This window comes from Pedobacter sp. AC212, from assembly GCF_979258625.1.
Window position 1 is genome coordinate 3,051,280 of sequence record NZ_OZ409870.1, and the last position, 24,021, is coordinate 3,075,300.

The 24,021-nt window shown below is 37.2% G+C and carries 18 protein-coding genes; 9 read left to right on the forward strand and 9 right to left on the reverse strand.

The window, feature by feature from the left end; all coding sequences use genetic code 11:
• Positions 1-56: 56 nt before the first annotated feature.
• The 4 genes from ACZZZC_RS13340 to ACZZZC_RS13355 form a co-directional block, all read right to left on the reverse strand.
• Entirely contained in the window at positions 57-1,622 is a 1,566-nt protein-coding gene (locus ACZZZC_RS13340) for a DUF5689 domain-containing protein (RefSeq protein WP_463482479.1), read from the reverse strand.
• Between the two features lie 24 nt (positions 1,623-1,646).
• The gene (locus ACZZZC_RS13345; RefSeq protein WP_463487400.1) at positions 1,647-3,218 is read right to left on the reverse strand and encodes a SusD/RagB family nutrient-binding outer membrane lipoprotein; all 1,572 of its coding nucleotides are present in this window, start codon (positions 3,216-3,218) and stop codon (positions 1,647-1,649) included.
• Positions 3,219-3,229: 11 nt separating this feature from the next.
• Complete coding sequence (locus ACZZZC_RS13350; RefSeq protein ID WP_463487401.1) at positions 3,230-6,553, reverse strand: SusC/RagA family TonB-linked outer membrane protein; 3,324 nt, start codon at positions 6,551-6,553, stop codon at positions 3,230-3,232.
• Between the two features lie 524 nt (positions 6,554-7,077).
• Positions 7,078-8,307 carry a sterol desaturase family protein gene (locus ACZZZC_RS13355; RefSeq protein ID WP_463482482.1) on the reverse strand — a complete coding sequence of 410 codons (1,230 nt, stop codon included), beginning with the start codon at positions 8,305-8,307 and terminating at the stop codon, positions 7,078-7,080.
• A gap of 145 nt (positions 8,308-8,452) precedes the next feature.
• On the opposite strand from ACZZZC_RS13355, the gene ACZZZC_RS13360 reads away from it, so the two are divergent.
• From ACZZZC_RS13360 to ACZZZC_RS13380, 5 genes are all read left to right on the forward strand, one after another.
• Complete coding sequence (locus ACZZZC_RS13360) at positions 8,453-9,211, forward strand: ROK family protein (protein ID WP_463482483.1); 759 nt, start codon at positions 8,453-8,455, stop codon at positions 9,209-9,211.
• Positions 9,212-9,312: 101 nt separating this feature from the next.
• The gene (gene gndA, locus ACZZZC_RS13365; protein ID WP_463482484.1) at positions 9,313-10,728 is read left to right on the forward strand and encodes an NADP-dependent phosphogluconate dehydrogenase; all 1,416 of its coding nucleotides are present in this window, start codon (positions 9,313-9,315) and stop codon (positions 10,726-10,728) included.
• Between the two features lie 28 nt (positions 10,729-10,756).
• Complete coding sequence (gene zwf / locus ACZZZC_RS13370) at positions 10,757-12,271, forward strand: glucose-6-phosphate dehydrogenase (RefSeq protein WP_463482485.1); 1,515 nt, start codon at positions 10,757-10,759, stop codon at positions 12,269-12,271.
• 89 nt (positions 12,272-12,360) lie between these two features.
• Entirely contained in the window at positions 12,361-13,086 is a 726-nt protein-coding gene (pgl, locus tag ACZZZC_RS13375; protein ID WP_463482486.1) for a 6-phosphogluconolactonase, read from the forward strand.
• The gene (locus ACZZZC_RS13380; protein WP_463482487.1) at positions 13,086-13,445 is read left to right on the forward strand and encodes a DUF5655 domain-containing protein; all 360 of its coding nucleotides are present in this window, start codon (positions 13,086-13,088) and stop codon (positions 13,443-13,445) included. The genes pgl and ACZZZC_RS13380 overlap by 1 nt, the downstream gene beginning before the upstream one ends.
• On the opposite strand, the gene ACZZZC_RS13385 is transcribed toward ACZZZC_RS13380, so the two are convergent.
• The 3 genes from ACZZZC_RS13385 to ACZZZC_RS13395 all read right to left on the reverse strand — a co-directional run bounded on the left by ACZZZC_RS13385 (position 13,442) and on the right by ACZZZC_RS13395 (position 17,211).
• Positions 13,442-14,323 carry a Ppx/GppA phosphatase family protein gene (locus tag ACZZZC_RS13385; protein WP_463482488.1) on the reverse strand — a complete coding sequence of 294 codons (882 nt, stop codon included), beginning with the start codon at positions 14,321-14,323 and terminating at the stop codon, positions 13,442-13,444. The genes ACZZZC_RS13380 and ACZZZC_RS13385 overlap by 4 nt on opposite strands.
• Positions 14,323-16,380, reverse strand: coding sequence for a polyphosphate kinase 1 (ppk1, locus tag ACZZZC_RS13390; RefSeq protein ID WP_463482489.1), 2,058 nt, complete (start codon positions 16,378-16,380; stop codon positions 14,323-14,325). The genes ACZZZC_RS13385 and ppk1 overlap by 1 nt, the downstream gene beginning before the upstream one ends.
• 129 nt (positions 16,381-16,509) lie before the next feature.
• Positions 16,510-17,211: a hypothetical protein gene (locus tag ACZZZC_RS13395; RefSeq protein WP_463482490.1), complete on the reverse strand. Its 702-nt coding sequence runs from the start codon at positions 17,209-17,211 to the stop codon at positions 16,510-16,512.
• 76 nt (positions 17,212-17,287) lie between these two features.
• Here ACZZZC_RS13395 and ACZZZC_RS13400 point away from each other — a divergent pair, with 76 nt between their 5' ends.
• From ACZZZC_RS13400 to ACZZZC_RS13415, 4 genes are all read left to right on the forward strand, one after another.
• Complete coding sequence (locus tag ACZZZC_RS13400) at positions 17,288-17,779, forward strand: YajQ family cyclic di-GMP-binding protein (protein ID WP_463482491.1); 492 nt, start codon at positions 17,288-17,290, stop codon at positions 17,777-17,779.
• 43 nt (positions 17,780-17,822) lie between these two features.
• Positions 17,823-18,263, forward strand: a complete 441-nt coding sequence (locus ACZZZC_RS13405; RefSeq protein ID WP_463482492.1) for a GNAT family N-acetyltransferase — start codon at positions 17,823-17,825, stop codon at positions 18,261-18,263.
• 58 nt (positions 18,264-18,321) lie between these two features.
• Positions 18,322-18,918 carry a DUF4142 domain-containing protein gene (locus ACZZZC_RS13410; protein ID WP_463482493.1) on the forward strand — a complete coding sequence of 199 codons (597 nt, stop codon included), beginning with the start codon at positions 18,322-18,324 and terminating at the stop codon, positions 18,916-18,918.
• A 138-nt stretch (positions 18,919-19,056) separates the two neighbouring features.
• Positions 19,057-20,670 (forward strand): S8 family peptidase, encoded by a 1,614-nt coding sequence (locus ACZZZC_RS13415; RefSeq protein ID WP_463482494.1) that lies wholly within the window; start codon positions 19,057-19,059, stop codon positions 20,668-20,670.
• 111 nt (positions 20,671-20,781) lie between these two features.
• On the opposite strand, the gene ACZZZC_RS13420 is transcribed toward ACZZZC_RS13415, so the two are convergent.
• Both ACZZZC_RS13420 and ACZZZC_RS13425 read right to left on the reverse strand, forming a co-directional pair.
• On the reverse strand, positions 20,782-21,828 hold the full coding sequence (locus ACZZZC_RS13420) for an NAD(P)-dependent alcohol dehydrogenase (RefSeq protein WP_463482495.1): 1,047 nt from the start codon (positions 21,826-21,828) through the stop codon (positions 20,782-20,784).
• 63 nt (positions 21,829-21,891) lie between these two features.
• Entirely contained in the window at positions 21,892-24,021 is a 2,130-nt protein-coding gene (locus ACZZZC_RS13425; RefSeq protein WP_463482496.1) for a xanthine dehydrogenase family protein molybdopterin-binding subunit, read from the reverse strand.

Sequence of the window (24,021 nt, forward strand, 5' to 3'; positions counted from 1 at the left end):
ATTTCTTTGAATTTTCTCCTAACATTTCAACTTTCATTTTAGGTTATATAAATCAGCTACCTAATCTCAGTGGCATTTGCGCCTTCTATTTCAGCTATAGTAGAAGTTTTGCTTAAAATAATTGTGGTTTGTGTACGTGCTTTTACCCACTTATTCAATTTTGTATCATAAGCACCACCCAACACGTAGAAGTAACCTGCATCTGCTGGCAATGCATAAGTTAAAGATTGAGTGTTTGTTCCTGCTCTGTAATACGGTTGAGGCACTAAGGTTTGTGGGTTGATGATATCGTAAATATCTGTGTTTCCAATTCTATAACCAGCACCATAATTTGGCGCTGCGCCAATTTGATACAAACTTCCACCACTATGAACCCATAACACATCAATAGGTGCGGTGGCTTGGGTAACTTCAATTCCTCTAAACAATGCCATACCAAATGCGTTTCCACTGTTTGCAAATAGTCCAGTGGTTGCATTACCTGTTACGGTGCTTGATGAATTGAATCTATCGCTTACCTTATTATAATCTAAAGCTCTTATCCATTTTGAAGATGCAATAGAAGTTGAATTCGCACCATTTATAAGTTTATTAATACCGCCCACATAAAAGAATTCTCCTTTAACAACTGTTCCAGATGTAAGATTAATTTTGTAAGTTCTTTGTTGCCCAGTTGCCCAACCTTGTGCCGGCACACCAGTAGGAACAGATGCACCAGCATTATTACTTACCACTAACGAGAAAGGTGTAACTGCAAAATTAATATCTTTAGTTGCCCGAAGTTGGACATATTCATTGTTACCATCGCCTCCGTTAACATCGCTGATGAAACCACTAATGATACACTCGGGCGCATCTACAGTTGAACTTAAAGGGCTTATGTCATTAGGATTGATCAAACGATGTTGTGGAACGATCTTATCATTAACCATTTTATTAATGATAATACCCCTATAATTGCCAGAATAGGGCGGTTTTACATTCGCAAATGTTGCGCTTGGATCGGTTGCTAGTGTCAAATCTGCGGTACCATCATTAATTGTCTTTTCACCTGACAGCGTTTCAGAACTTGATAAAGTAGGGTTAAAAGTACATTTGTAGATGGTAAGTAAAGTACAGTCATACCGATCAGGATAAGTGGTGATTAAGTTTCCAAATCCACGCGTATTGAACAACGTTTTTCCTGAAGCGATTTTAGTTACATCTGCACCCGATTTTCCGGTAATTTGCAATGAGCCATTTACACGCTTTAAAACACCGCCATCAATTTTAACGTGAACTGAATCTCCTGGAACATATTTAGCCGCATCGGCACCAATATTAATGGCTATTCCTCTTAAAGAATCTGCCCCTCCAACAATTCTGGTATTTTGAATAATTAGCAAACCTGCAGGTAAATTTCTAGTGGAATGATCGGAGATTACCTGACCCTTAACCATACTTGCTCCACGCATATTTTCGAGGTTTAAACTTACCTCAGCGTTAGTATATATCTTCCGCAAATCGAAGTTCGGAATAAAAGAACTTGGAGTAGAAATTACGTAATCGGAATCTCTTTTGCAACTTATTATAAAGGCCATGCAAACTAATGCATACAGCGCATTTTTTAATATCTTTTTCATAATTTTCAAATGAATTTTTTATGATTATGGCTTTTGCCACCACATTAACGTATTAATATCATCAGGTCCCTGTATGGCTATTGCATTACTATAGCTTGTTGGGTTTGTAGATTGGGTAACCAACGGATAATTTAACCTGGCTGGCATTTTTTGGTTATTTACTAAACCTGGTCCCTTAGGTAGAATCGGATGGCCAGTTCTTCTAAACTCAAACCATTGTTGCATATCTACCAAAAACAAAGCATAATATTTTTGAATGTGGATCATTTCCAGCTGGCTCGTATTGCCTAGAGTTGTATTATCTAGAGGCAATGTTGGGTCCCATTCCAAATCGGCAGCCGTGATATAATCGATAAATCTACTATCAGTTGGGGTACTGATGTAGTTTGGCAGCCAATAGTTAATGGCATCAACCATTCCTTTATAGTAATATTTTTCAGTAGGCCCGCTAATCCACCCTTTTGCAGCTGCTTCTGCTAAAATGAAATCAACTTCCGCCGTGTTCATGATAATTCCTGTAAATCGATCGGTTTGTAATGTTGGTTTATTCGAATCAGCATCTGAATTAAAATGTGATAAAACAGTAACACCAGAACCAGGTGCGTAACCACTTGGAACGCCTACAAAACCTCCATTTGGAGCTTGATCTATGCAAAAGCGATTAACATTTCCTGTTCCCAGACTTCCATTCATTCTTGGATCACCCCAACTAACTAATTTACTTAAGAAGAAATCACAGATAGGAATACCTCTAAAGTCGGCGGCACGTATATTTACCATGAATGGCGATGAATAAACTGCGGTGCTGCTATTGGTTCCATTCCATAGTATTTTAGCGGTATGCGTATTGTCTTGCATAATCGGGTATTCTGCCGGATTAGTATCTACTATCTGTTTAATCTTAGCAATTACACTTGTTGAAACCTCACTTTTAGCCGATACTCTTAATAAAAGCCGTAAGTATAAAGAATTGCAGAACCTCCTCCATTTAGAAACATCTCCCTGAAAAACAGGATCACTGGTAGCAACAATAGGAGTTCCTTCTTTTAAAAGTTGATTTGCTTGCTCCAATTGAGCAAACATCGCAGTATAAATATCTTTTTGCCTATCGAATGCAGGTTGTACGTTACCTTCTTTCCCCATATTCGCCTGGCTGAAAGGAATATCGCCATAAGTATCGGTTAGTAATTGATATACCCAAGTTTGTGCTACTAATGATATGCCTTGATATGACTTATTAAGTGATTCTGGTTTGCTCGCAATATTGTAGATATCTTTTAAATCAGTAAGATATAGGTACCAATTGTTCCAGGTATAATCTGCAAGCGTTCTGCGTACATCATACCTAAACACCCTACCTTCAGAATCATTAATCTCAACGGTAACCTGCATTAACTGGTTGTTGAAATTCCAGTTTCTGACCATATTAGTATTTAATACGCCTACCAGCGCAGGCGCAAGTAATTGGTTTGCGCTTGTTGTACTTTTGCCAATAGGATCGGTATTTACCTCCGTAAAATCTTTTGTACAAGATGATACCGCCAAACCGATAATGGCCAAAAATGTATATGTTATTTTAAGTTTATAATTTTTCATGATAAATAAAGTTAAAGTCCAACAACTAAACGGGCGCCAAAAGTACGGGTTGAAGGCAACTGCCCAGTTTCAAATCCCTGAACAATATCTGATCCGGCTAAAGTTCCAAACTCTGGATCGAATGCAGGCCAAGGCGACCAAATGAATAAGTTACGGCCATAAACACCTAAGCTTAGTTTGGTGAAGCCAAGACCTTTAAGCACTTTTTGACCAAAATTATAAGTTAAATTGGCCTCTCTGAATTTTAAATAATCGGTTCTAAAAACGCTTCCCTCCGCTTGGCCACTACCATATAGAGATTCGTAATAAGCATTCATATCAGTAGCCACTACATCATTTTTTCTATAAGTACCATCTGGATTCAAAAGAACGCCGTCGCCAACAACGCCGTTGTATCTTCCTGGTAAAGTGATAGTATGCTTACCCAATGATGCCATTCTAGAAAATGTTAATGAATGCCCAACTGCACCTAACTGTGCATCGAACAGAGCGCCCAAACTTAAATTCTTGTAGGAGATGTTTGATCCGAAACCAAATCTAAATTGTGGTAACGTATTACCCAAATACAATAAGTTTGGATTCTCAAGGGCAACACCAGTTTGCGGGTTAAAGACGATTTGACCGTCTGGAGATCTTAAATAACCTCTTCCGTACATATCGCCCATGCTTCCGCCTACATTAGCCACTACCTGGCCACCACCCAGGGCACCTGTGCGTAATACAACCGAACTATCTGCTAATTCTCTAATTTTATTTCTATTGGCCGAAAAATTTGCATTTACTTCCCATTTAAAAACTCTTGATTTCAATGGTGTTCCATTAATAGCCAACTCTATACCTTTATTATCTACTCTACCTATATTTATAACCTGCAAGTTGTAACCTGTAGATTTGTCGATAATTCTACTGAGTATTTGGTTTTTAGTATTCCCGCTGTATGCAGCAAAATCAAAATTTAATCTATTATTAAATAGTTTTACTTCCATACCCACTTCAACCGTTGTAGTAATAAGCGGTTTTAAATCAGGGTTTGGCAACACACGAGGATTGTTCATCGCACTATCCGGATAAATTCCGTCGCTGGCATACAAATAATTATAGGCGGTTCTGTAGGGAACAGTGCTTCCACTACCTACTTGTGCAATTGAAGCTCTTAACTTGGCAAAGCTTACCATCTTAGGCAGCTTCCAATAATCTGAAGCAATAAAAGCCAAACTTGCTGATGGATAGAAAAAACCAACATTATCAGTTCTGGTGATAGTAGCTAAAGTACTGTTCCAATCTTGACGGGCTGTGATATCTAAGAAAAGATAATTCTTATAACTTAAAGAGCCTAGCGCATAAAAACTGTTCAGTCTAAATTGTGCTGTATCTGGAACATATACCACTGGATTCTGATTATTTGTTAAATCATAAAGATTTGGAATAATTAATCCATCGGCTCTTTTCTCTAATTTATTATATTGGTTTCTCATTTGGCTACCGCCTACACTAGCGGTCACTTGAAAATCTTTGGAAATCTTCTTATTATATCTTAATAAAAAGTCAGCACTTATTTCATACGAACGGATGTCAGCTACACGGAAGGAACCCTGTGCAAATTTATTACCGGCAGCATCCCAAGGACGGCGGGTTTCCCGAACATCGTTATTTAAATCGCCAGATGCTCTTAACATCAGACTAAGCTCATCAGTAAATTTATAGGTAGCTTGAATATTTCCTAACCAACCATTACGTCTCTGCCCATTTAAATATTGTTCTGAAATTGCATAAGGCCCTTCAGGAAAAGTTGTGGTTAAGTTCGTAAACTGTCTAAAAACTTGACCTGGTGCCCAGTAGTCTTTATACCAATCTATATTTACGTTAGGTTGTGCAAACATAAACCAATACATTAACGATTGATTACCATACCCTGTTGCAGGCAAATTATCGCTATTGCGATTACTGTATTGTATTTTAGTATTAATATTTAATTTTTTAGTGATGTTGGTTGTTGCATTTAAGGCTACTGTTGTTCTATCTAATCCTGTATTGGGTACAATCCACTCATTATTTCCATGACTTGCTGATAAACGTAAACCAACTTTTTTAAAAGTACCGTCTATACTGAATGAGTTGGATGATTCAAAACCTGTTTTAAAAAATGCATCGACAGGATCAGGCGCAGCCACCCAAGGAGTTCTGGTTAACCCTTGACTTTTGGTCGCAGGATCATACTGAAAAAACATCATACCTGGGTCAAACTCTGGCCCGTATGTAGAACTTGTTGCACTTGTGTTTGCACCATCAGCACTTGCAGCATAAGAGAAGTATGAATTTCCGGCAACGCCTGCCCCGTATTGTGTTTGCCTATCAGGACTGCGGTTTATTTCTTCCCATGCGCTATTTGATGTAAATGAAATATTAACTTTTTTTCGGTTTAAGCCAGCAGATTTGGTTGTAATAATGATTGCCCCATTTGCACCACGTTGACCATATAATGCTGATGCCGCAGGTCCTTTTAAGATAGTAACATTCTCAATATCATCGGGATTCAAATCGTTTAAGCCACTGCCAAAATCGGCCGGCATTATATCTCCTGATGTACCGTAAACGCCACCGCCTGTTCCACCAGTACGCCTGGCCGAACTACTTGCAACCACACCATCGATTACAATTAATGCTTCATTATCTCCCGTTAAATTATTCTCGCCACGCAAAATTATTTTGTTTGAACCTGCAGGACCGCTATTTCTAACCAAATTTAAACCAGCAACTTTACCCGATAAGGCATCCGTCCAGTTACTTGATACCGCATTGGTGAATGCTGTACTATCTAATTTAGAAACCGCATAACCTAGTGATTTTTCTTCTCGTTTTATGCCTAGAGCAGTTACTACCACTTCATTTAACTGGCTGTTTGATGATTTCAGTCTAATTGTTAATCCAGTCAAATTCCCAGAAATACTTCTGCTTACAACCGTATATCCAACCATGTTGAATGAAATGGTTCCTGTACCTTGAAGCGTAACCGAAAAATCTCCATTATCGTTTGTTACGCCCAATACCTTTCTAGCGCCATCGCTTATGGTTGTACCCACTAAAGGCTGTCCATCTCCATCATCGAGCACTTTTCCTTTAACTACAAAGCGTTGTGCCGGCTGCTGCGCAAACAGGCTCAGAGTAGATGAAAGAAATAGCCCAATAAGTAAAATTTTGAAATAAAATGAAAAGGGATGACTTACTACTGCTAGAAAAGACTTCTGTTCATCATACTGAAGATGCTTAGGGATTTCATCAACAGTTTTTGATCCATGCCAAAACATGGAACTAGTTTTAGTAAAAAGTTTGTTCATATTATATCCGGTTATTAGCTTTTTTAATTAGTAATTTTCGTTTTGTTACGCTTTCGGAATAGCTGCAAAATAAGCCCTTCGAGATTAAGGATATGTTAAGCAACAATTAAGAAAACAAAATAAACGCTCATAAAATTACGAATTGTTCGTTTTGCCATTATTAATGGTTTCGATAAATAAAATTAACAAAACAAATCGAAACTAAAAACAATTAACGAATTTCAGAAGATAATTATCTTTTTCAATTGCTGCAATTCTATATTAAAGAAAATGAAGCGCCAAGATAATTCAACATACGATGAAAGAAACGTACGATAAAATAGCTTCAAGCTGTATATACAGACATTAACAGCATGAGTTGCGAATAAGATTTCGCTAAAGAAAAACCGGTAATTATTTGGTTACATTAAAATATTTAAATATAACTAAAATGCTATTAAAGCATTTTTAATAAAATAAAAATTCTATGTAACATTCTCATGTCAGCGTAAATGAAAGATAAAGAAACACCAAACACTACGCTCTTACCTAGCAAAAACGTACTTAATGTAAATTTTACTTAAAGAAATTGTTCTCTCTAGAATAACAAGTACGAATATTGGCAAAATAACGAAGCTGAAAATATTTAAGCTATAAAACAAGTAAGCCAGAATTAAAATCAAACGAAAGCATTCAAGATAATAGATCCATCTTCGTTGCTCCAGGAGCGCACCAATATTAATTAAAGTAAGCAAAATAAAAAATGACATGGCGATTTTCCCCCACGAATCAATAACGTTAAAAAACAATGTTAGCCCCGTAAGCATGGCTACAACCACAATTAATTGAATATTTAGGTAAAGCCTAAAATTTACCCTGGAGTTTTTCTTAATCTTATTTTGTTCAAATCTCTTTTCTAAAATTGGCCTGATATTTTGGTCCATCAATGCAGGACTACCAAAGAGTGCATCCCATTTTGCCCTTAAACCATTTGCTTGCTTGTAGGCCTCTCCTATCTCGAGGTAGTAATGAAAATGTTGCCACAAAAAACTATAACTTTTTAATGGGTGCGTGAGACCGTATTTTGGGGCCTCCTCCTCCTGCTGAAAAGTACCGAAAAGTTTATCCCAAAAAACGAAAACATCACCATAATTTTTATCCAAATACTTTTCATCACTTGCATGGTGCACTCCATGAAGCGATGGGGTAATGAAAATCTTTTCTAACCAACCCAGTTTCCCTACCATTTGCGTATGGGTAAAAAATGAGTAGGCCCCATGCACCAACAATATGCTAATGATCATAGTAGGCTGAAAACCTATGAAGGGTAATATACACCAGAATACATTTCTAAAAATTGCCTGAAAAGTGGTGATTCTCGCCGCTGCCGAAAGGTTAAATTCTTCACTTTGATGGTGAACAATATGTGCAGCCCATAAAAAATTAATTTCATGCCCCAATCTATGGTACCAATACCAAACTAAATCTGTCGCCAACAGTAGTAAAACCCAAACGTACCATTTTGTAGAAATATCAAACAAAGCATAATTACGATATACCCAATCATATACCTGATAAAAACTAGCTGCAATAAACAGATTTAATAGGCGCTCTGCTATACCTACACTAAAGTTAGCTACGGTACTTTCATATCTAAAAATTTTCTCCCTTTTTTGCCTTTGAGCGATTTGATATTCTATAAATACAAAAATAAAAAAAGCTGGAATTGCAAATGCAAGATAATTTAAGCCCATTATATGAAAGTTCTGTTTCAATTTTAAACGCCACAAACATAATAATATTCTACTAAATCTATATATTTAGTAGTCTACTATTTTAAATTAAATACCTTTCTATTCGTTTTATGTTTTTTGATTCTATTAATTTGCATCAATCAGTTTTAGTATAAATAATTGCAACATGGCAACAAAAACAAATAACGATCAATCCAATATCTTATCTATCGATATAGGCGGTACAAGTATTAAAACAGTATTGCTAGACGAGGATGGGAATATGCTATCAGAATATTTAAAAAGTAAAACTCCCGAAGGTGCAACACCAAAAGATATTGTATCCGGTATTGAAGCGTTAATTAAGCCTATCCCTAATACTTTCAATAGGGTTTCAATTGGTTTTCCAGGTTATGTAAAAAATGGGATTGTAAAAACTGCACCTAATCTGGCAAAAAACAAATGGGCTGATGTCGATTTGGCCCAACGTGTAGCAGATGCTCTCGATAAACCAGTAAGGTTGGTAAATGATGCCGATCAACAAGGTTTGGGCGTAGTTGAGGGAAAAGGATTCGAAATTGTGTTCACTGTTGGAACCGGCTTTGGAACCGCCCTTCTGTTTGATGGCGAGCTTTTACCCCATTTGGAACTTGCACACTTTCCGTTAAACAAAGAAGAAGATTACGACGATTATATCGGAAACAAAGCTTTTGAAAAGATAGGTGGCGAACGTTGGAACAAACGCCTTAAAAAAGTAATCGAAACTTATAAAACGGTATTCAATTATGATTTCCTTTATATCGGCGGAGGCAACTCGAAACAGATAGACTTTAAGCTAGATGAAAACATGAAACTGGTAACCAACAGAGATGGAATTAAAGGCGGTGCCAAACTTTGGAAATTGGCCGATAAATACAATATATTTACCGTTAATCCCAAAGTGTAAAATATACACTAATTGGTTTTTTTATTACAATCAAATAACAACACAATTAATAATATTAATTTCTAAACCCTAATTTTGGGTAACAAGCAAAAGAGCAAGAAATGTCAAATAACGATTCTAAAAATTACAAATTAGGGATGATAGGTTTAGGCACAATGGGCCGAAACCTATTATTAAACATGGCAGATAAAGGTTTTTCCGTTACGGGTTATGATAAAGATCAGAAGATGATCTCAAAACTTGAAGATGAAGGAAAAGAGCACAATCTTAAAGGATTTAACGATATCAAAGCCTTTATCAATAGTTTACAAACGCCAAGAACCCTGATTTTGTTAGTGCCGGCCGGCCCAATTGTGGATAGCGTTATTAATGAACTTAAACCTTTGTTGAGTAAAGGCGACATCATTATTGATAGTGGAAATTCGCACTTTACAGATACCAACCGCCGCGTTGACGAATTGGAAAAAGATGGTTTACATTTCTTTGGAATGGGGATTTCTGGTGGCGAAGAAGGTGCAAGGTTTGGACCAAGTATGATGCCTGGAGGAGATAAACAAGCATACAACGTGGTTAAAGACGTTTTCGACGCAGTTGCTGCTAAAGTAGGTAGCGATCCGTGTGTTACTTACATTGGTCCAGGTGCTTCCGGTCACTTTGTAAAAATGGTACACAACGGCATTGAGTACGCTATCATGGAACTTATAGCAGAAGTTTACGGTGTACTTAAAAACGGGATGGGTTATTCTAACAATGAAATTTACAATGTATTTAAGAAATGGAATGAAGGCAGACTACAATCTTTCCTTTTAGAAATTACTGCAGAAATATTTTTGTTTAAAGATACAGAAACACAAAATGATTTATTAGATCAAATTAAAGATGAAGCCCGCTCAAAAGGAACAGGTAAATGGACTTCAGAAGTTTCAATGGAACTTCAGTTGCCGGTGCCTACCATCAATGAAGCAGTTTCAAATCGCGATTTATCAAAATTTAAAGCATTAAGGGTTTCACTTGAGGATGCTTTTGGTAAAAAAGAAAACAAAATTGATATCACTGTTGATGATTTAGAAAATGCTTTTTATTTTTCTATGATTAGCGCTTATGCACAAGGGATGCACCTGTTAGTGCAAGCCTCTAAAGAATATCAATACGATCTTCAACTGCAGGAAATTGCGAAAATTTGGAGGGGGGGTTGTATTATCCGTGCTAAATTTTTAGAAGATATTTACCAGGCTTACGAAAAAGATAATTCGTTGGAACACTTGTTCGGTGATAGCGGTATCCAGGAGATTATTAAATCTACACTTGCCGGTACTCGTAAAAGCATTTCAGCCTGCATCAACGCTGGTATCGGAATTCCAGCTTTTGCCTCTACCCTAACCTATTTCGATACCGTTACCACTGCTCGAATGCCTTCGAACTTAATACAGGCACAAAGAGATTTCTTCGGAGCTCACACCTTCGAACGTATAGATAAAGATGGCGTATTCCATGCTGATTGGAACAAATTATCGTAATAAATTTGATTAAGAATCCAAAAATATAATGAAAACCAAAACCGCATTAAACCCCACAATATTTGTAATATTTGGTGGTACAGGTGATTTAAATAAAAGAAAATTAGCACCTGCGCTATACAATTTATTTATTGAGGGTTACATGCCTGATCAATTTGCTATCATTGGCACCGGTAGAACCGAGTATACCGATGAGAGTTACAAAACCGCTCTAGAAGAAGCTGTAAATGAATTTTCTCGCTCGGGTAAAGTTAAAAAAGAAAAATGGGATACGTTTGGTGATACCATTCGATATTGTCCTACAGATTTTGCTCAACCTAAGACCTTCGAGAATTTAAAAGCGGCAGTAGAAAAATACCAAAAAGAATATGGCAAAGATACGCAGGTGATTTTTTACCTGGCCGTGGCTCCAAACTTTTTCCCTGTTATTGCCGAATACCTGCAAAAATATAAACTTACTGAGGATGAAGATAATAGCCGTATCGTAATTGAGAAGCCATTTGGTCATGATTTAGAGTCTGCAAAAGAACTTAATGCATTATTAAGTACTATTTTCACCGAAAAGCAAATCTACCGCATTGATCATTATTTGGGTAAAGAAACGGTGCAGAACATGATGGCGTTTAGGTTTGCAAATGCACTGTTTGAACCATTATGGAATAGATCTTACATTGATCACGTTCAAATTTCGGTTACCGAACAGTTGGGTGTTGCCGATCGGGGTGGTTATTATGAAGGTGCTGGTGCTCTGCGTGATATGATTCAAAATCACCTTTTACAGTTGTTGTGCTTAATAGGCATGGAAGCGCCAATTAACTTTGATGCCGACGAAATTAGAAACCGTAAGGTGGAGGTTTTAAGAGCCATGCGTCCGTTCTCTGCTGAAGATATCCGTTTCCACACTGTACGTGGCCAATACAGCAAAGGTTGGGTTGAAGGTAAAGAGGTTCCGGGCTATCGCCAGGAAAAAGGTGTAGATCCACACTCCAATACAGAAACCTTCGCCGCTGTAAAATTCCATATTGATAACTGGAGATGGCAGGGAATTCCATTTTATTTAAGAACTGGAAAACGGTTAAATCAAACTTCATCTCTTATTACCATTCAGTTTAGAGATGTTCCTCATCAAATTTTCTCTTCTGATGTAACAGAAAGCTGGCAACAAAACCGCCTGGTAATTAGTATCCAACCAGAAATGAGTATTCGCATGCAGGTGCAAGCGAAAAGACCTGGTTTGGATATGGTTTTAAATCCTGTTGATATGGTTTTTGACTATAAAGGAACTTATGAGGGCGACACACCGGAAGCTTATGAAACTTTATTATTGGATACCATGATGGGTGATCAAACGTTGTTTATGCGTGGCGATCAGGTAGAAGCTGCCTGGGAATTGGTAATGCCAATTTTAAACACCTGGGAAAGTAAAAAATCAATAAATTTTCCAAACTATCCAGCCGATAGCTGGGGACCAGAAGAAGCAGAGGCACTTATTGCAAGAGATGGCTTCCATTGGTTCAATTTACCATTAAAAAATAAAGAGTAAAAACTCCTCATAGCTGGGCAAAAAGCAATAATCAACTAAAGTGATGGAGATTGCTTTTTGCCTCGCAATTAGGTTTAATATTTAGCAATATGAATTTATTAATATATAAAACGATTGAAGAACTCACTGAAGATTTAGCAGATTACATTATCAAAATTGCTGAGGTTTCTATTGAGGAAAATGATCGTTTTAATTTTGTTTTAACCGGAGGTAGTTCACCCAAAGCACTTTATCATTTTCTGGCGAAAGAATGCGAACATAGAATTGATTGGGAAAAAGTATATTTCTTTTTTGGCGATGAGCGAAATGTTCCGGCAAATGATGAAAATTACAATGGGTTAATGGCAAAAAAGGCACTACTCGATCCATTAAATATTGAAGACGATCATATTTTTTATGTTGATACAACACTGGCTCCAGAGAAAGCTGCAATTGAATATAAAAAAGCAATCGATAATCATTTCAAAGGCGAAGATTTAGTTTTTGATCTAATTTTATTGGGAATGGGTGATGATGCGCATACCGCCTCAATTTTCCCCCATACTTCATTGGTTAAGGATGAAGAAGTAAACATAGCTTCTGTATTCGTAGAAAAGCTAAACACTTATCGCGTTAGTTTTACAGCCCCTTTAATTAATAAAGCCGAAAACATAGCTTTCCTTGTCTTTGGAGAAAACAAAGCCGAAGCCATTAAACATGTAATTGGCGATGAACAAAAGGATTTTGATTTATATCCATCTCAACTCATTGATCCTATTGATGGTAAGCTTACTTTCTTTACTGATGAGGCTGCCACTAAACTATTAGAAGAATAGTGTCTGGTCAACCAGCTGATTTTTTAAATGGAAAAACGGAATATACCTTAGGTTTATTCCGTTTTTTTATAGCGCAGATAAATGAGATTGGCATCGTTCAGCTACATGCAAAAAAATCGATGGTTGCTTTACATTCTACACTCGATTTTGCCTACATCACTCAATTTGGAAAAAACTTTATTCATATCGTTTTACCTTTTAATAAGCCTTTCGATGATAATTTGTGTTTCGTTAAAATCGCTAAAATACCAGGAGCCTCACAATATAATCACCATTTAAGAATTTACGCCAAAGAAGATTTTAATGAAGAAGTGATGCATTTTTTTAAACTTGCTTTCGCTGGAAGTTTCCGCTCTTAATCAAGTTTTTCCTCAATTAACAGTTTAATCATTCCATCGGCCATGCCCACTTTTGGAACAAAAATTTGTTTAATACCTGTCCATTTCATTAAAGTCAAATAAATTTCACTTGCAGGAATAATTACGTCAGCACGATCAGGATTTAAACCCAATTCATGTATACGCTCTTTTAGAGAATAGCTTGTTAACTTATTGTAAAGTGCATTTAGTTTTTGAATTGATAGCGGGGCACCATCCTTTTCATCACTCATTCTGAATAATTTATTAATATTACCTCCAGTACCAATTGCTGCCAACTGTTTGTAATTCTTGGTATGCTCCTTCACCCATTCTTTCATTTCGTCCCAGGTTTCTTCTTTATCCTGATTATCTAACATTCTTATCGTACCAATATTAAACGAACGTGAAGCTTCTGGTACGCCTTTTACAAATACCGATAATTCGGTACTTCCACCACCAACGTCAATGTATAAATATGTTTTATTTTCATCTAAATCGGCCTCTATATGGTTGGCATAAATGATGTTAGCTTCTCTCTGACCTTCAATGATTTCGAGATTTAAGTCCGTTTGTGCCTTAATCATTTTCACGATATCCTGTCCATTGCTAGCCTCACGCATGGCTGATGTAGCACAGGCCAAATATTCGGAAACGTGATAAACATCCATCAGACTTTTAAAGGCTGACATCGTTTTTACCAAATCTCCCGCTTTTCTTTCAGAAATATGATGATCCAAGAAAGCATCATCGCCCAAGCGTAAGGGCACTCTAATTAAAGTGTTCTTTTTATATTTATATTTCCCGTCGCTTTTGCTGATGTCGGCAATGAGCAATCTTACTGCGTTCGAGCCAACATCTATAGCTGCATATCTTAACATTATTGGTGCTTGGTTTTTAAGTAGTTATAAATATCAACCTGAGCTCTAATCTTTTTGCTCAATCTATTTTTATGATATCTATTATTATTGGATGCGTTAATTTGTCGTGATTTTGTATTGTCTTGCAACTGAAGATCAATGATGTCTTGAATTTCTTGTTTTACTTCGGGATCAAGAACCGGAAAGCCTACTTCTACCCTATGCTCAAAGTTTCTGCTCATTAAATCTGCAGAAGATAAGTACATATCATTTTTGCCATTATTACTGAAAATGTAAATTCTAGCATGTTCTAAAAACTTATCAATAATACTGATAGCGGTTATGTTTTCACTAAAGCCTTTAACGCCAGGAACTAAACAACAAATTCCCCGAACAATGAGTTGAATTTTAACACCAGCATTACTGGCATCGTATAGCTTTGAAATGATGCCTTCATCAGCCAAACTATTCACTTTTAGCATGATATAAGCCAGTTTTCCCGCTTTGGCATTTCTTATTTCTCTATTGATAAAATTGATCAGCTTTGAGCGGCTTTCCAGCGGAGAAACGATTAAATGTTTAAATCCTTTGGTTACTGTTCTTTTGTTTAACGCATCAAATAATTTTACCAGATCATTTGTAATTTCCTTTTTAGCTGTGAAAATACTGTGATCGCAATATAACCCAGCGGTTTTCTCATTGAAATTTCCTGTAGCTAAATTTGCATAATAAACAGGCTTATCTTTTTCTATTCTTTTAACCAGGCAAATTTTAGAATGAACCTTATAATCTGTTAAGCCATAATTAACTTTTACACCTTCTTCCATCAACCTTGATGTCCAGAATATATTGGCTTGTTCATCAAACCGGGCCTTTAGTTCCAATACTACAGAAACTGATTTGCCGTTCTTTGCCGCATTAATCAAGGCGTTAATTACCTTCGAGTTTTCAGCAAGGCGATATAGCGTGATTTGAATTTCAGTAACCTTAGGATCAATTGCCGCTTCCCTTAGAAACAATATGATGTAATCATAAGATTGATATGGTAGATTTACCAGGTAATCACGACGAGCAATTCTACTAAAAACACTCTGCGTACGTGGCAAATCATGCACCTTTAAGGGTACGTTTGGCGCATACTCTAATTCTTTCTTCCCAACGTTAGGAAAAGAGATAAAGTCTCCAAATTTATGATAACTATTGCCCGGTATCAAACTGTCAGCATCGAGTTTGAGTTTGTTTACTAAAACAGTAAGCATGTTCAAAGGCATTGCCGAATCGTACAATAAACGCATTGGCTTACCCTTTTTCCGTTTCTCTAAACTACTTTTTAAGTCTTCGATAAACTTATCATCGATATTTTTATCTATATCCAACTCAGCATCTCTTGTTAGCTGAATAGAGTAGGCTTCTAAATGATCGTAAGTAAAAACATAGAAAATATCATCAAGGCAGTAGCGGATAATATCTTCGGCAAGAATAATAAACTTTAAGTCGTTGGTTTCTGGCAAGACCAGGAAACGTGGCAAACTCGGCGGAATTTCGATTAGCGCATACTTCTCTCTAACTTTCGTATCCTTTTTGGATAATTTCACAAAGAAATACAAAAACCGATCTTTTAGTTCTGGAAAAGGTTTATCCATATCCAACATGATTGGAACCAGATTTGATAAAATTTTATCACGAAAGTGGTTCTTCACAAACTCTCCTCTACTCACATTGAGCTGGGTATCATTCAAAATAAAGATTCTATTTTGTGCAAGCTCATTGATAAGCGTAGCCTGAAACAACTGATCAAACTTTCGCTCTTGTTTCACTACGATATTTTTAATCTCATTGAGGATTTTCTTCGGATTGAAACCCAAAAGCGCTTTTGCTTTATCGTTTAAATTGGTTAGCCGCGACATTGTTGCGACCCGCACTCGATAAAACTCTTCCAGATTGGAAGAAAATATAGATAGAAACTTAATCCTTTCGATGAGTGGAACGGTTTCATCGGCCGCTTCTTGTAACACACGATCGTTGAAATACAACCAGCTTATTTCGCGGTTTAAAAATGGTATTTTCTTCTTGCTCATCTAAAAAAATAAAAAATCCCCGTGGGTACAGGGATGCTCAAAGCTGCAAAATAATTTGTTAAATTGATGTTAATAAATCAAAGTGTTAACGTTAACGAATTGTTTAATCGTTAATACAAAAAACCGAAACTAAAGCAATTTTTTAGCGGCCGTTTTAACACTTTTTGGCTTTGCTGCTTCTTCAGCTGCTTTCGCAACGTCTTTTGCTAACGGTTTTGCCTTATTTTGAACTGCTTTTTTAGTATCGGTAGCGTCTTTCTTTGCTGTTGCTACTTTTTGCTTAGCCGCTGATATTGTTTTGCTAACAGCTTTTTCTGTTGATTTTGGTACTCCAGTTGCAGCAACTTTGCTTATTTCTCTTTTAGCAGGGACATTCTCTTTCGTTTCAGTCGCTTTACTTGCAGTTTTTTTAATGGCTTCTACTGGCTTAGCTAACGCTTTTTCTACTTTTTCCTCAGATGCAATTGCTGCAACTTTAACACTTTGAACAATCGGTTTAGCTTTAGAAACTGCTTTTTTAACCACTTTCGCTGCAGATTTTTCCGCTTTATTAACCACCTTTGTAACCGGCTTTTTATTGGCCTTTGATTTTGACGACTTTAATAAATCATCAATTTTATGACCCACATCTGATTTGATCACCGTAAACTTTTTAGTCAATTTTTTAGCTACGCGTTTGCTTGCTTTTGCAACTTCTGAACTAATTTCTGATGCATCATGGCCCAAGCTTTTAATTACATCTAAAAACTGCGAAGTAATTGATTGCTCTAACTGTTTTGCAGCTTCTTTTTTTGTTGCTTTTTTTTGAGACTTAGCTTTAGTGGTTTTCATATTATTTTTCGTTTTTTTGTGAGATCGATTATTTTCTAATAAATCTACTTAATTTTTTAATTTAAAAGCTAAAACCATGCCTTCTTTTGATATTGTAAGTAAAGTTGATGCGCAAACCCTTGATAATGCGATTAATAATGCCAAGAAAGAAATCCTCAATAGATTTGATTTCAATGGATCGAAAAGTACTGTAGATTTGGATAAAAAAACCAACGTTGTAACCATTGTTACGGAAGATGACATGCGATTAAAAGCCATTGAAGGTTCGATTATATCGAGGATGATGAAACAAAATCTGGATCCAAAAAGCCTTGACTTTGGCAAAGAAATCATCGCTTCCGGCAATATGATTCGCAAGGAAATTACCATTAAAGAAGGACTGGATAAAGAAGCCGCCAAAAAGGTTGTTGCTAAAATTAAAGCGAGTGGTTTAAAAGTACAACCATCAATCATGGACGACCAGGTTCGGGTAACCGCCAAAAAAATTGATGACCTCCAAGCCGTGATTTCTTTATGCCGTGGTGAAGATTTCGACCAGCCATTGCAGTTCATTAATATGAGAAATTAGTCAATTTAATCTATTATTGCTTATCAAAATAAAGGATTAAAAAATGCAGGTAATTGAAGATGGATTTCTTTTTTCAGATCAAAAGGAACTATTGCAGATAGATCGGATTCATAGGTATTTAAGTAAAGAATCATATTGGGCTAAGGATATCCCTGCAGAAACTGTTGCTGCTTCAATTCAAAATTCGCTTTGTTTCGGCATCTACAAAAGTGGCATTCAAATAGGCTTTGCCCGGTGGATAACCGATAAAGCGACTTTCGGCTGGCTGTGCGATGTTTACGTAGAAGAGGATTATCGTGGTAAGGGACTGGCTAAAAAACTAATATCATTTATGATTTTCCACCCTGATTTACAAAATCTCAGACGATACCAGCTGGCTACCCATGATGCACATGGACTCTACGAACAATTCGGATTTTCGCAGATAAAAAATCCCGAAAACCAGATGGCAATTTCCATTTCAAATCCTTACAATAAAGACTAACATCAAAAAAACCTTTTCTGCTAATTGGTGTTTTGTTTACGTACAAAACGAAAATAAAATGAGCAATAAATTTTTATATGTAACCGCAATTGCATTAGCAGTAAGTTTCACCGCTTGCCAAACAGCAGATAAAAAATCATCGACTACAAAAGATAGCGTAGCTGGCGATACCAATATGGTAAACGGTAATCATGTTGCAGGAAGTGAAGTGATAGAAACAGGTTTGGATGAAGCTGGCGCAACGTTTTTGAGAAAAGCAGCTGTAGGTGGTATTATGGAAGTTGAGGCAGCAAGAATTGCGATGAAGAACGCTTCCAATCAAAAAGTGAAAGATTTCGCAGCTAAAATGCTGACAGATCATACTCAGGCCAACAAAGAACTAAAAGCGTTGGCGACAGATAAAAAAATTATAACTCCGGATGCGCTTCCAGCAGAAGATCAGATCCATCTGGATGAAATGAAAAAAATGACTGGCGCAAGCTTTGATAAACATTATATGGATATGATGGTGAGCGATCATCAAAAAACAATTCCTTTGTTTAAAGATGGTATGGAAAACAAAGATGCAAAACTAAAAGAGTGGGCAGGTAAAACCCTTACTGTTATAGAAGGTCATGATCAAGCAGCTAAAGAAATTGTAACCAACCTAAAATAAGAAAACATAAATTATTTAAGATCCTGTTCATTAACTTGAATGGGATCTTTTGTTTATATAGATTCATCATTTTAATTACATTTTCATAAATACGAAAAATTAAAATTATCTTTCCGCGTTAAATACAAAAATACATAAATGAATAAGAGTAGAATTTTTAGAGCGTTGATGAGCGCTGCTGTAATTAGTACAGTACCATTTATAGCCAATGCACAAAAAGCAAATTGGCAAAATCTTGATCTTAAAACTGATTCAACATTTGGAATCAGCACAGAAAAAGCATACAAAGAACTTTTGAAAGGAAAAAAATCGACAAAGGTTATTGTAGCCGTAAACGATGGAGGCGTTGAAAATACACATGAAGATTTAAAAAGAATTATGTGGGTTAACGCTAAAGAAATCGCTGCCAATGGAAAAGATGACGACAAGAATGGTTACACGGATGATATTCACGGTTGGAACTTTATCGGTGGACCAAAAGAGTCTGTTAACTTCGAAACTTTAGAATTAACGCGTTTAGTACGCCGCGATCAAACACGATTTGCAAATACTACAGATGCAACGGTTTCGGCAAAAGATAAGTCAGATTTTGAGGCATTTAAAGCCAGAAGAGCAGATTTGGAAAAACAGTTAGGCGAGGCTAAGGCTGGCTTAGCTAATATTTCTGGTTTTAAAAACGCGTTAGACGCCTTTATTAAGAAATTGGGAAAAGAGAATCCTACTCTAGCCGAAATTAAAGCCTACAAACCAACAGCAGAAATGGATGGCCGTATTCAAAGCATTTTAGTTGAGCAATTGGCGAATGTAAGTTTTAAAGATTTTTACGAAGATCAAATTAAAGAAGGTTTCGATTATTACACCCGTCAGGCAGAATATAACTTAAATGTTGATTATGATCCCCGTAGCATTGTAGGTGATAATCCTAACGATCTTAAAGAAAAATTTTATGGCAATAATGACGTTGCTGGTCCGGATGCCATGCATGGTTCTCATGTTGCTGGAATTATTGCAGCCGACCGAATAAACAATTTAGGGATTAAAGGTGTGGCCGACAATGTGGTAATTATGGGCGTTAGGGTTACACCGAATGGCGATGAGCGTGATAAAGATGTGGCGAACGGCATTCGTTATGCTGTTGATAACGGCGCAAAAGTAATTAATATGAGCTTTGGCAAAGCTTACAGCTGGGACAAAGCTGTAGTGAATGAAGCTATGAAATACGCAGCTTCTAAAGATGTTTTAATTGTGCAGGCTGCAGGTAATGAAAATAAGGATATCGATACGGAAAATAATTTCCCTAATCATAAAGATTTAGATGCGCAAACAATCGCATCGTGGATCACAGTTGGCGCATCTGGACCTAAAGATGATGAAACTTTAAAAGCAAGTTTCTCGAACTTCGGTAAAACTCAGGTAGATGTTTTTGCTCCTGGTGTGCAAATCTATTCTACTGTCCCGGGATCGAAATACAAAAATTTGAACGGAACAAGTATGGCTTCACCTGTTGTTGCCGGTTTGGCAGGATTAATCCGTTCTTATTATCCTAAACTGACTGCCGCACAAGTGAAAGAGATCATTGTGAAATCAGTTACCAAAGTAAATCATAACGTCTCTTACAAAAAAGGAGAAGAGGAAAATGCAGAATCGGTATCAGTACCTTTCTCTGATTTATGCATCAGCGGTGGTATTGTTAATGCATACGAAGCTTTAAAATTGGCTGCTACCTATAATGGAAAAGCAACTGCTAAATAATACGGTAAATGCTTAGATAAAAAAGGCGAACTAACGTTCGCCTTTTTTTATGATCTTAACTTCGTAAAGTTTACCTATTGAATATAAAAGTCAGATCTAATCTAACTACAATTAAATAGTATCCATGTCAATAACAAAACGATACTTTACATCGCTGTTTAAAACACGTTCATAAGCTTCATTTACGTAATTGATATTAATAACTTCCACTTCGGAAACAATATCATGTTTTGCACAGAAATCTAGCATTTCTTGCGTTTCTGCAATACCGCCAATACTCGAAGCCGTTAAAGATCGGTTTCCATGCATTAAAGCAGAGCCAGGAAATTTTAAAGGTTCTGGTGGTAATCCAACGCAAATATGAACACCGTTTACATTAAGAAGTTTTAGGTACATTTCATAGTCATGCGGAGCAGAAACAGAATCAATGATAAAATCAAAATGCTTTGCATATTTTTTCAGCTCTTCAGGATCCTTGGTAATTACAAAATGATGTGCTCCTAAACTTTTTGCATCCTGCTCTTTAGAAGGCGAAGTACTTAAAACCGTAACATCTGCACCAAATGCAACGGCAAATTTTACCGCCATGTGCCCAAGACCACCCAAGCCTAAAACGGCCACCTTGTGTCCTTTGCCTATGCCCCATCGTTTAATCGGCGAATAAGTGGTAATTCCCGCACAAAGTAATGGTGCTACTCCTGCTAAAGGCAAACGATCAGAAATGCTTACTACAAATTCTTCTGTGCAAACAATTTTATTCGCATATCCACCGTAAGTTGGCGTTTTCTTATCACGTTCTACACTATTGTAGGTCCACACCGTTTCACCTCTTTCGCAAAACTGCTCCTGGCCGCCTTTACAGGTTGTACATTCCTTACAACTATCTACCATACAACCTATTCCTGCCAAATCACCAACCCGAAACTTGGCTACTTCCGATCCCACTTCAGTGATTCTACCAACAATCTCGTGTCCGGGAACCATTGGATAACGAGCAGGACCCCATTCACTGCGCACCTGATGAATATCCGAATGGCAAATACCACTAAACAAAATCTCTATCAAAACGTCCTTTGGGCCAACATTCCTTCTCTCAAAATTCCAGGGCGTTAGTTGATCTGTTTTACTGTGAACAGCATATCCTTTTGCAGCTATCATATAAATTTTCTTATACTATCTTAAATTGATATTTAATCTTCGTTTTTCCTCAACTATCTTTTATCAGGCACTCGCTAAAATCTTATCCGGCGTGATCGGTAAAGTTCTGATCCTTTTACCAGTGGCGTTAAAAACCGCATTTGCAACCGCTGCAGAAAAACCGATTAAAGCAATTTCACCCATTCCTTTTGCACCCATTGGGTTAATGTATGGATCTGGCTTATTGATAAAATGTACTTCTATTTCAGGTATATCTGCATTGACCGGCACATGATAATCAGCAAAATTATTATTGATATACCGCCCGTAACGGTGATCGATAACAGACTCTTCCGTCAGTGCCATACCTACGCCACCCACTGCACCGCCAACCATCTGGCTTCGAGCAGTTTTAGGACTAACAATCGTTCCTGAATCACCAACTGATACAATTTTATCTACTTTAACCACACCAGTTAAGCTATGCACTTTTACTTTCACAAAGTGGATGGAAAAAGAATACATGGAATATTCTTCCCGTTCTTTACCAGCAGAACTTTGCTTAGTGACCTCGATAGATGGAAGGTTATTTTTCTTTAAAACATCGACAAAATTGGATGTCGCATCCATATTCGAATTGGCTGCTAATTCTGCTATGGTCGATTTTAAGCTCACGCAAACATCGTTCACCGCAGAACCCACAGTAGAAAGCGTTGCAGAACCACCCTGGCTTGGCGCTGGTGGCAATGAAGAATCTCCCAACTCGAAAGTAATTTTACTTACGGGAATTCCGGTTATCTTGCTTGCAATCAAAGTCATTCCTGTTCCAGTTCCCGGACCGATATCACTGGTTGCACTTTGCAAAACCAAAGATCCATCGGCTTTCAAAATACCCTTAACACTGGCTCTCCCCCGGTTGGCATTAAAAACCCCAATACTTACGCCAAAACCAGTCTTCCATTGGCCTTCAACTAAACTTCCAGGCTTGTTTTTGCGTTCACTCCATCCTATTTTCTGAGCGCCAATTTTATAAGCCTCTTTAATATTTTTATCCGAAAATGGCTTATCACGCTGTTGATCTCGTTCTGGGTCATTTTTGATTCTGAAATCAAGTGGGTCCATATCTAAAGCATGAGCCATTTCATCAATTGCACTTTCCAGCGCAAAGGCACCGGTCGCTTCCCCAGGTCCACGCATCCAGATAGGCACACCCAAATCTACAGGAACAACTGTGTATTGCGTATTCACATTATCGCATTTATACATGAATTTTGCCATGTTCACCACCCCTTCAGTAAAGTTTTCGTAGGCAGAGGTTTCTCCAAAAGCACGATGCGTAATTCCAGTTAACTTTCCGTCTTTACTGGCGCCCAAACCTATGGTTTGAACGGCTGCCGGACGATTACCCACCATGGTAAACATCTGCATTCTGGTAATTACGAGTTTAACAGGTTTACCAAGATGTTTGGAAGCCATTACCGTTGCAATTTCCAAGGGCCATGTACGTAAGGCCATCCCAAAACCACCGCCCACGAACTCAGAATTTACCTGGATGTTTTCAATTGGAATTTTGAATACATTAGCTATTGTTCCCTGCGTTGCCTTTACGCCCTGGGTTTTTGCATAAACGGTAACCTGATTATTCGGTCGCCAATCAGCAATAATCCCATGTAATTCCATCGGATTATGTGTTTCAATAGGCAAATGATATTTAGCCTCAATTTTCACCTCAGCAGTTTTATAGGCATTTTCAACGCCTCGTTTATAATCAGGCTGACCTTGAATTTTTTTAGCTTTTGAATCGGCAATTGCTTTCTCAAAATCTGTATTGAAATCTTCTTTTACATAAGTTGCCTTTACTAATGATGCGGCATATGTTGCCCGCTCAAAAGTATTTGCAACCACAATAGCAATTGGCTGTCCGTTAAAAAATATCTTATCAGTATAAAAAATTTTAAAAGGTGAGCCGCCCTCTTGTTCGTATGCCGGAGCTGAAGGTTTATTTAAATGAGATATCACCGCAATTACGCCCGGCGCTTTTTCAGCAGCTTTTGTATCAAGCGTAGTAATTTTACCTTTAGTAATGGAGCTGGTAACTAAAACGCCATAGGTTAAGCCAGGCAATTCGTATTCGGCAAAGTATTTAGCTTTACCTGTTACCTTGTAAACGCCATCTACGCGGTCATTTTCATCTTTAATTATTCGATTTTCCAT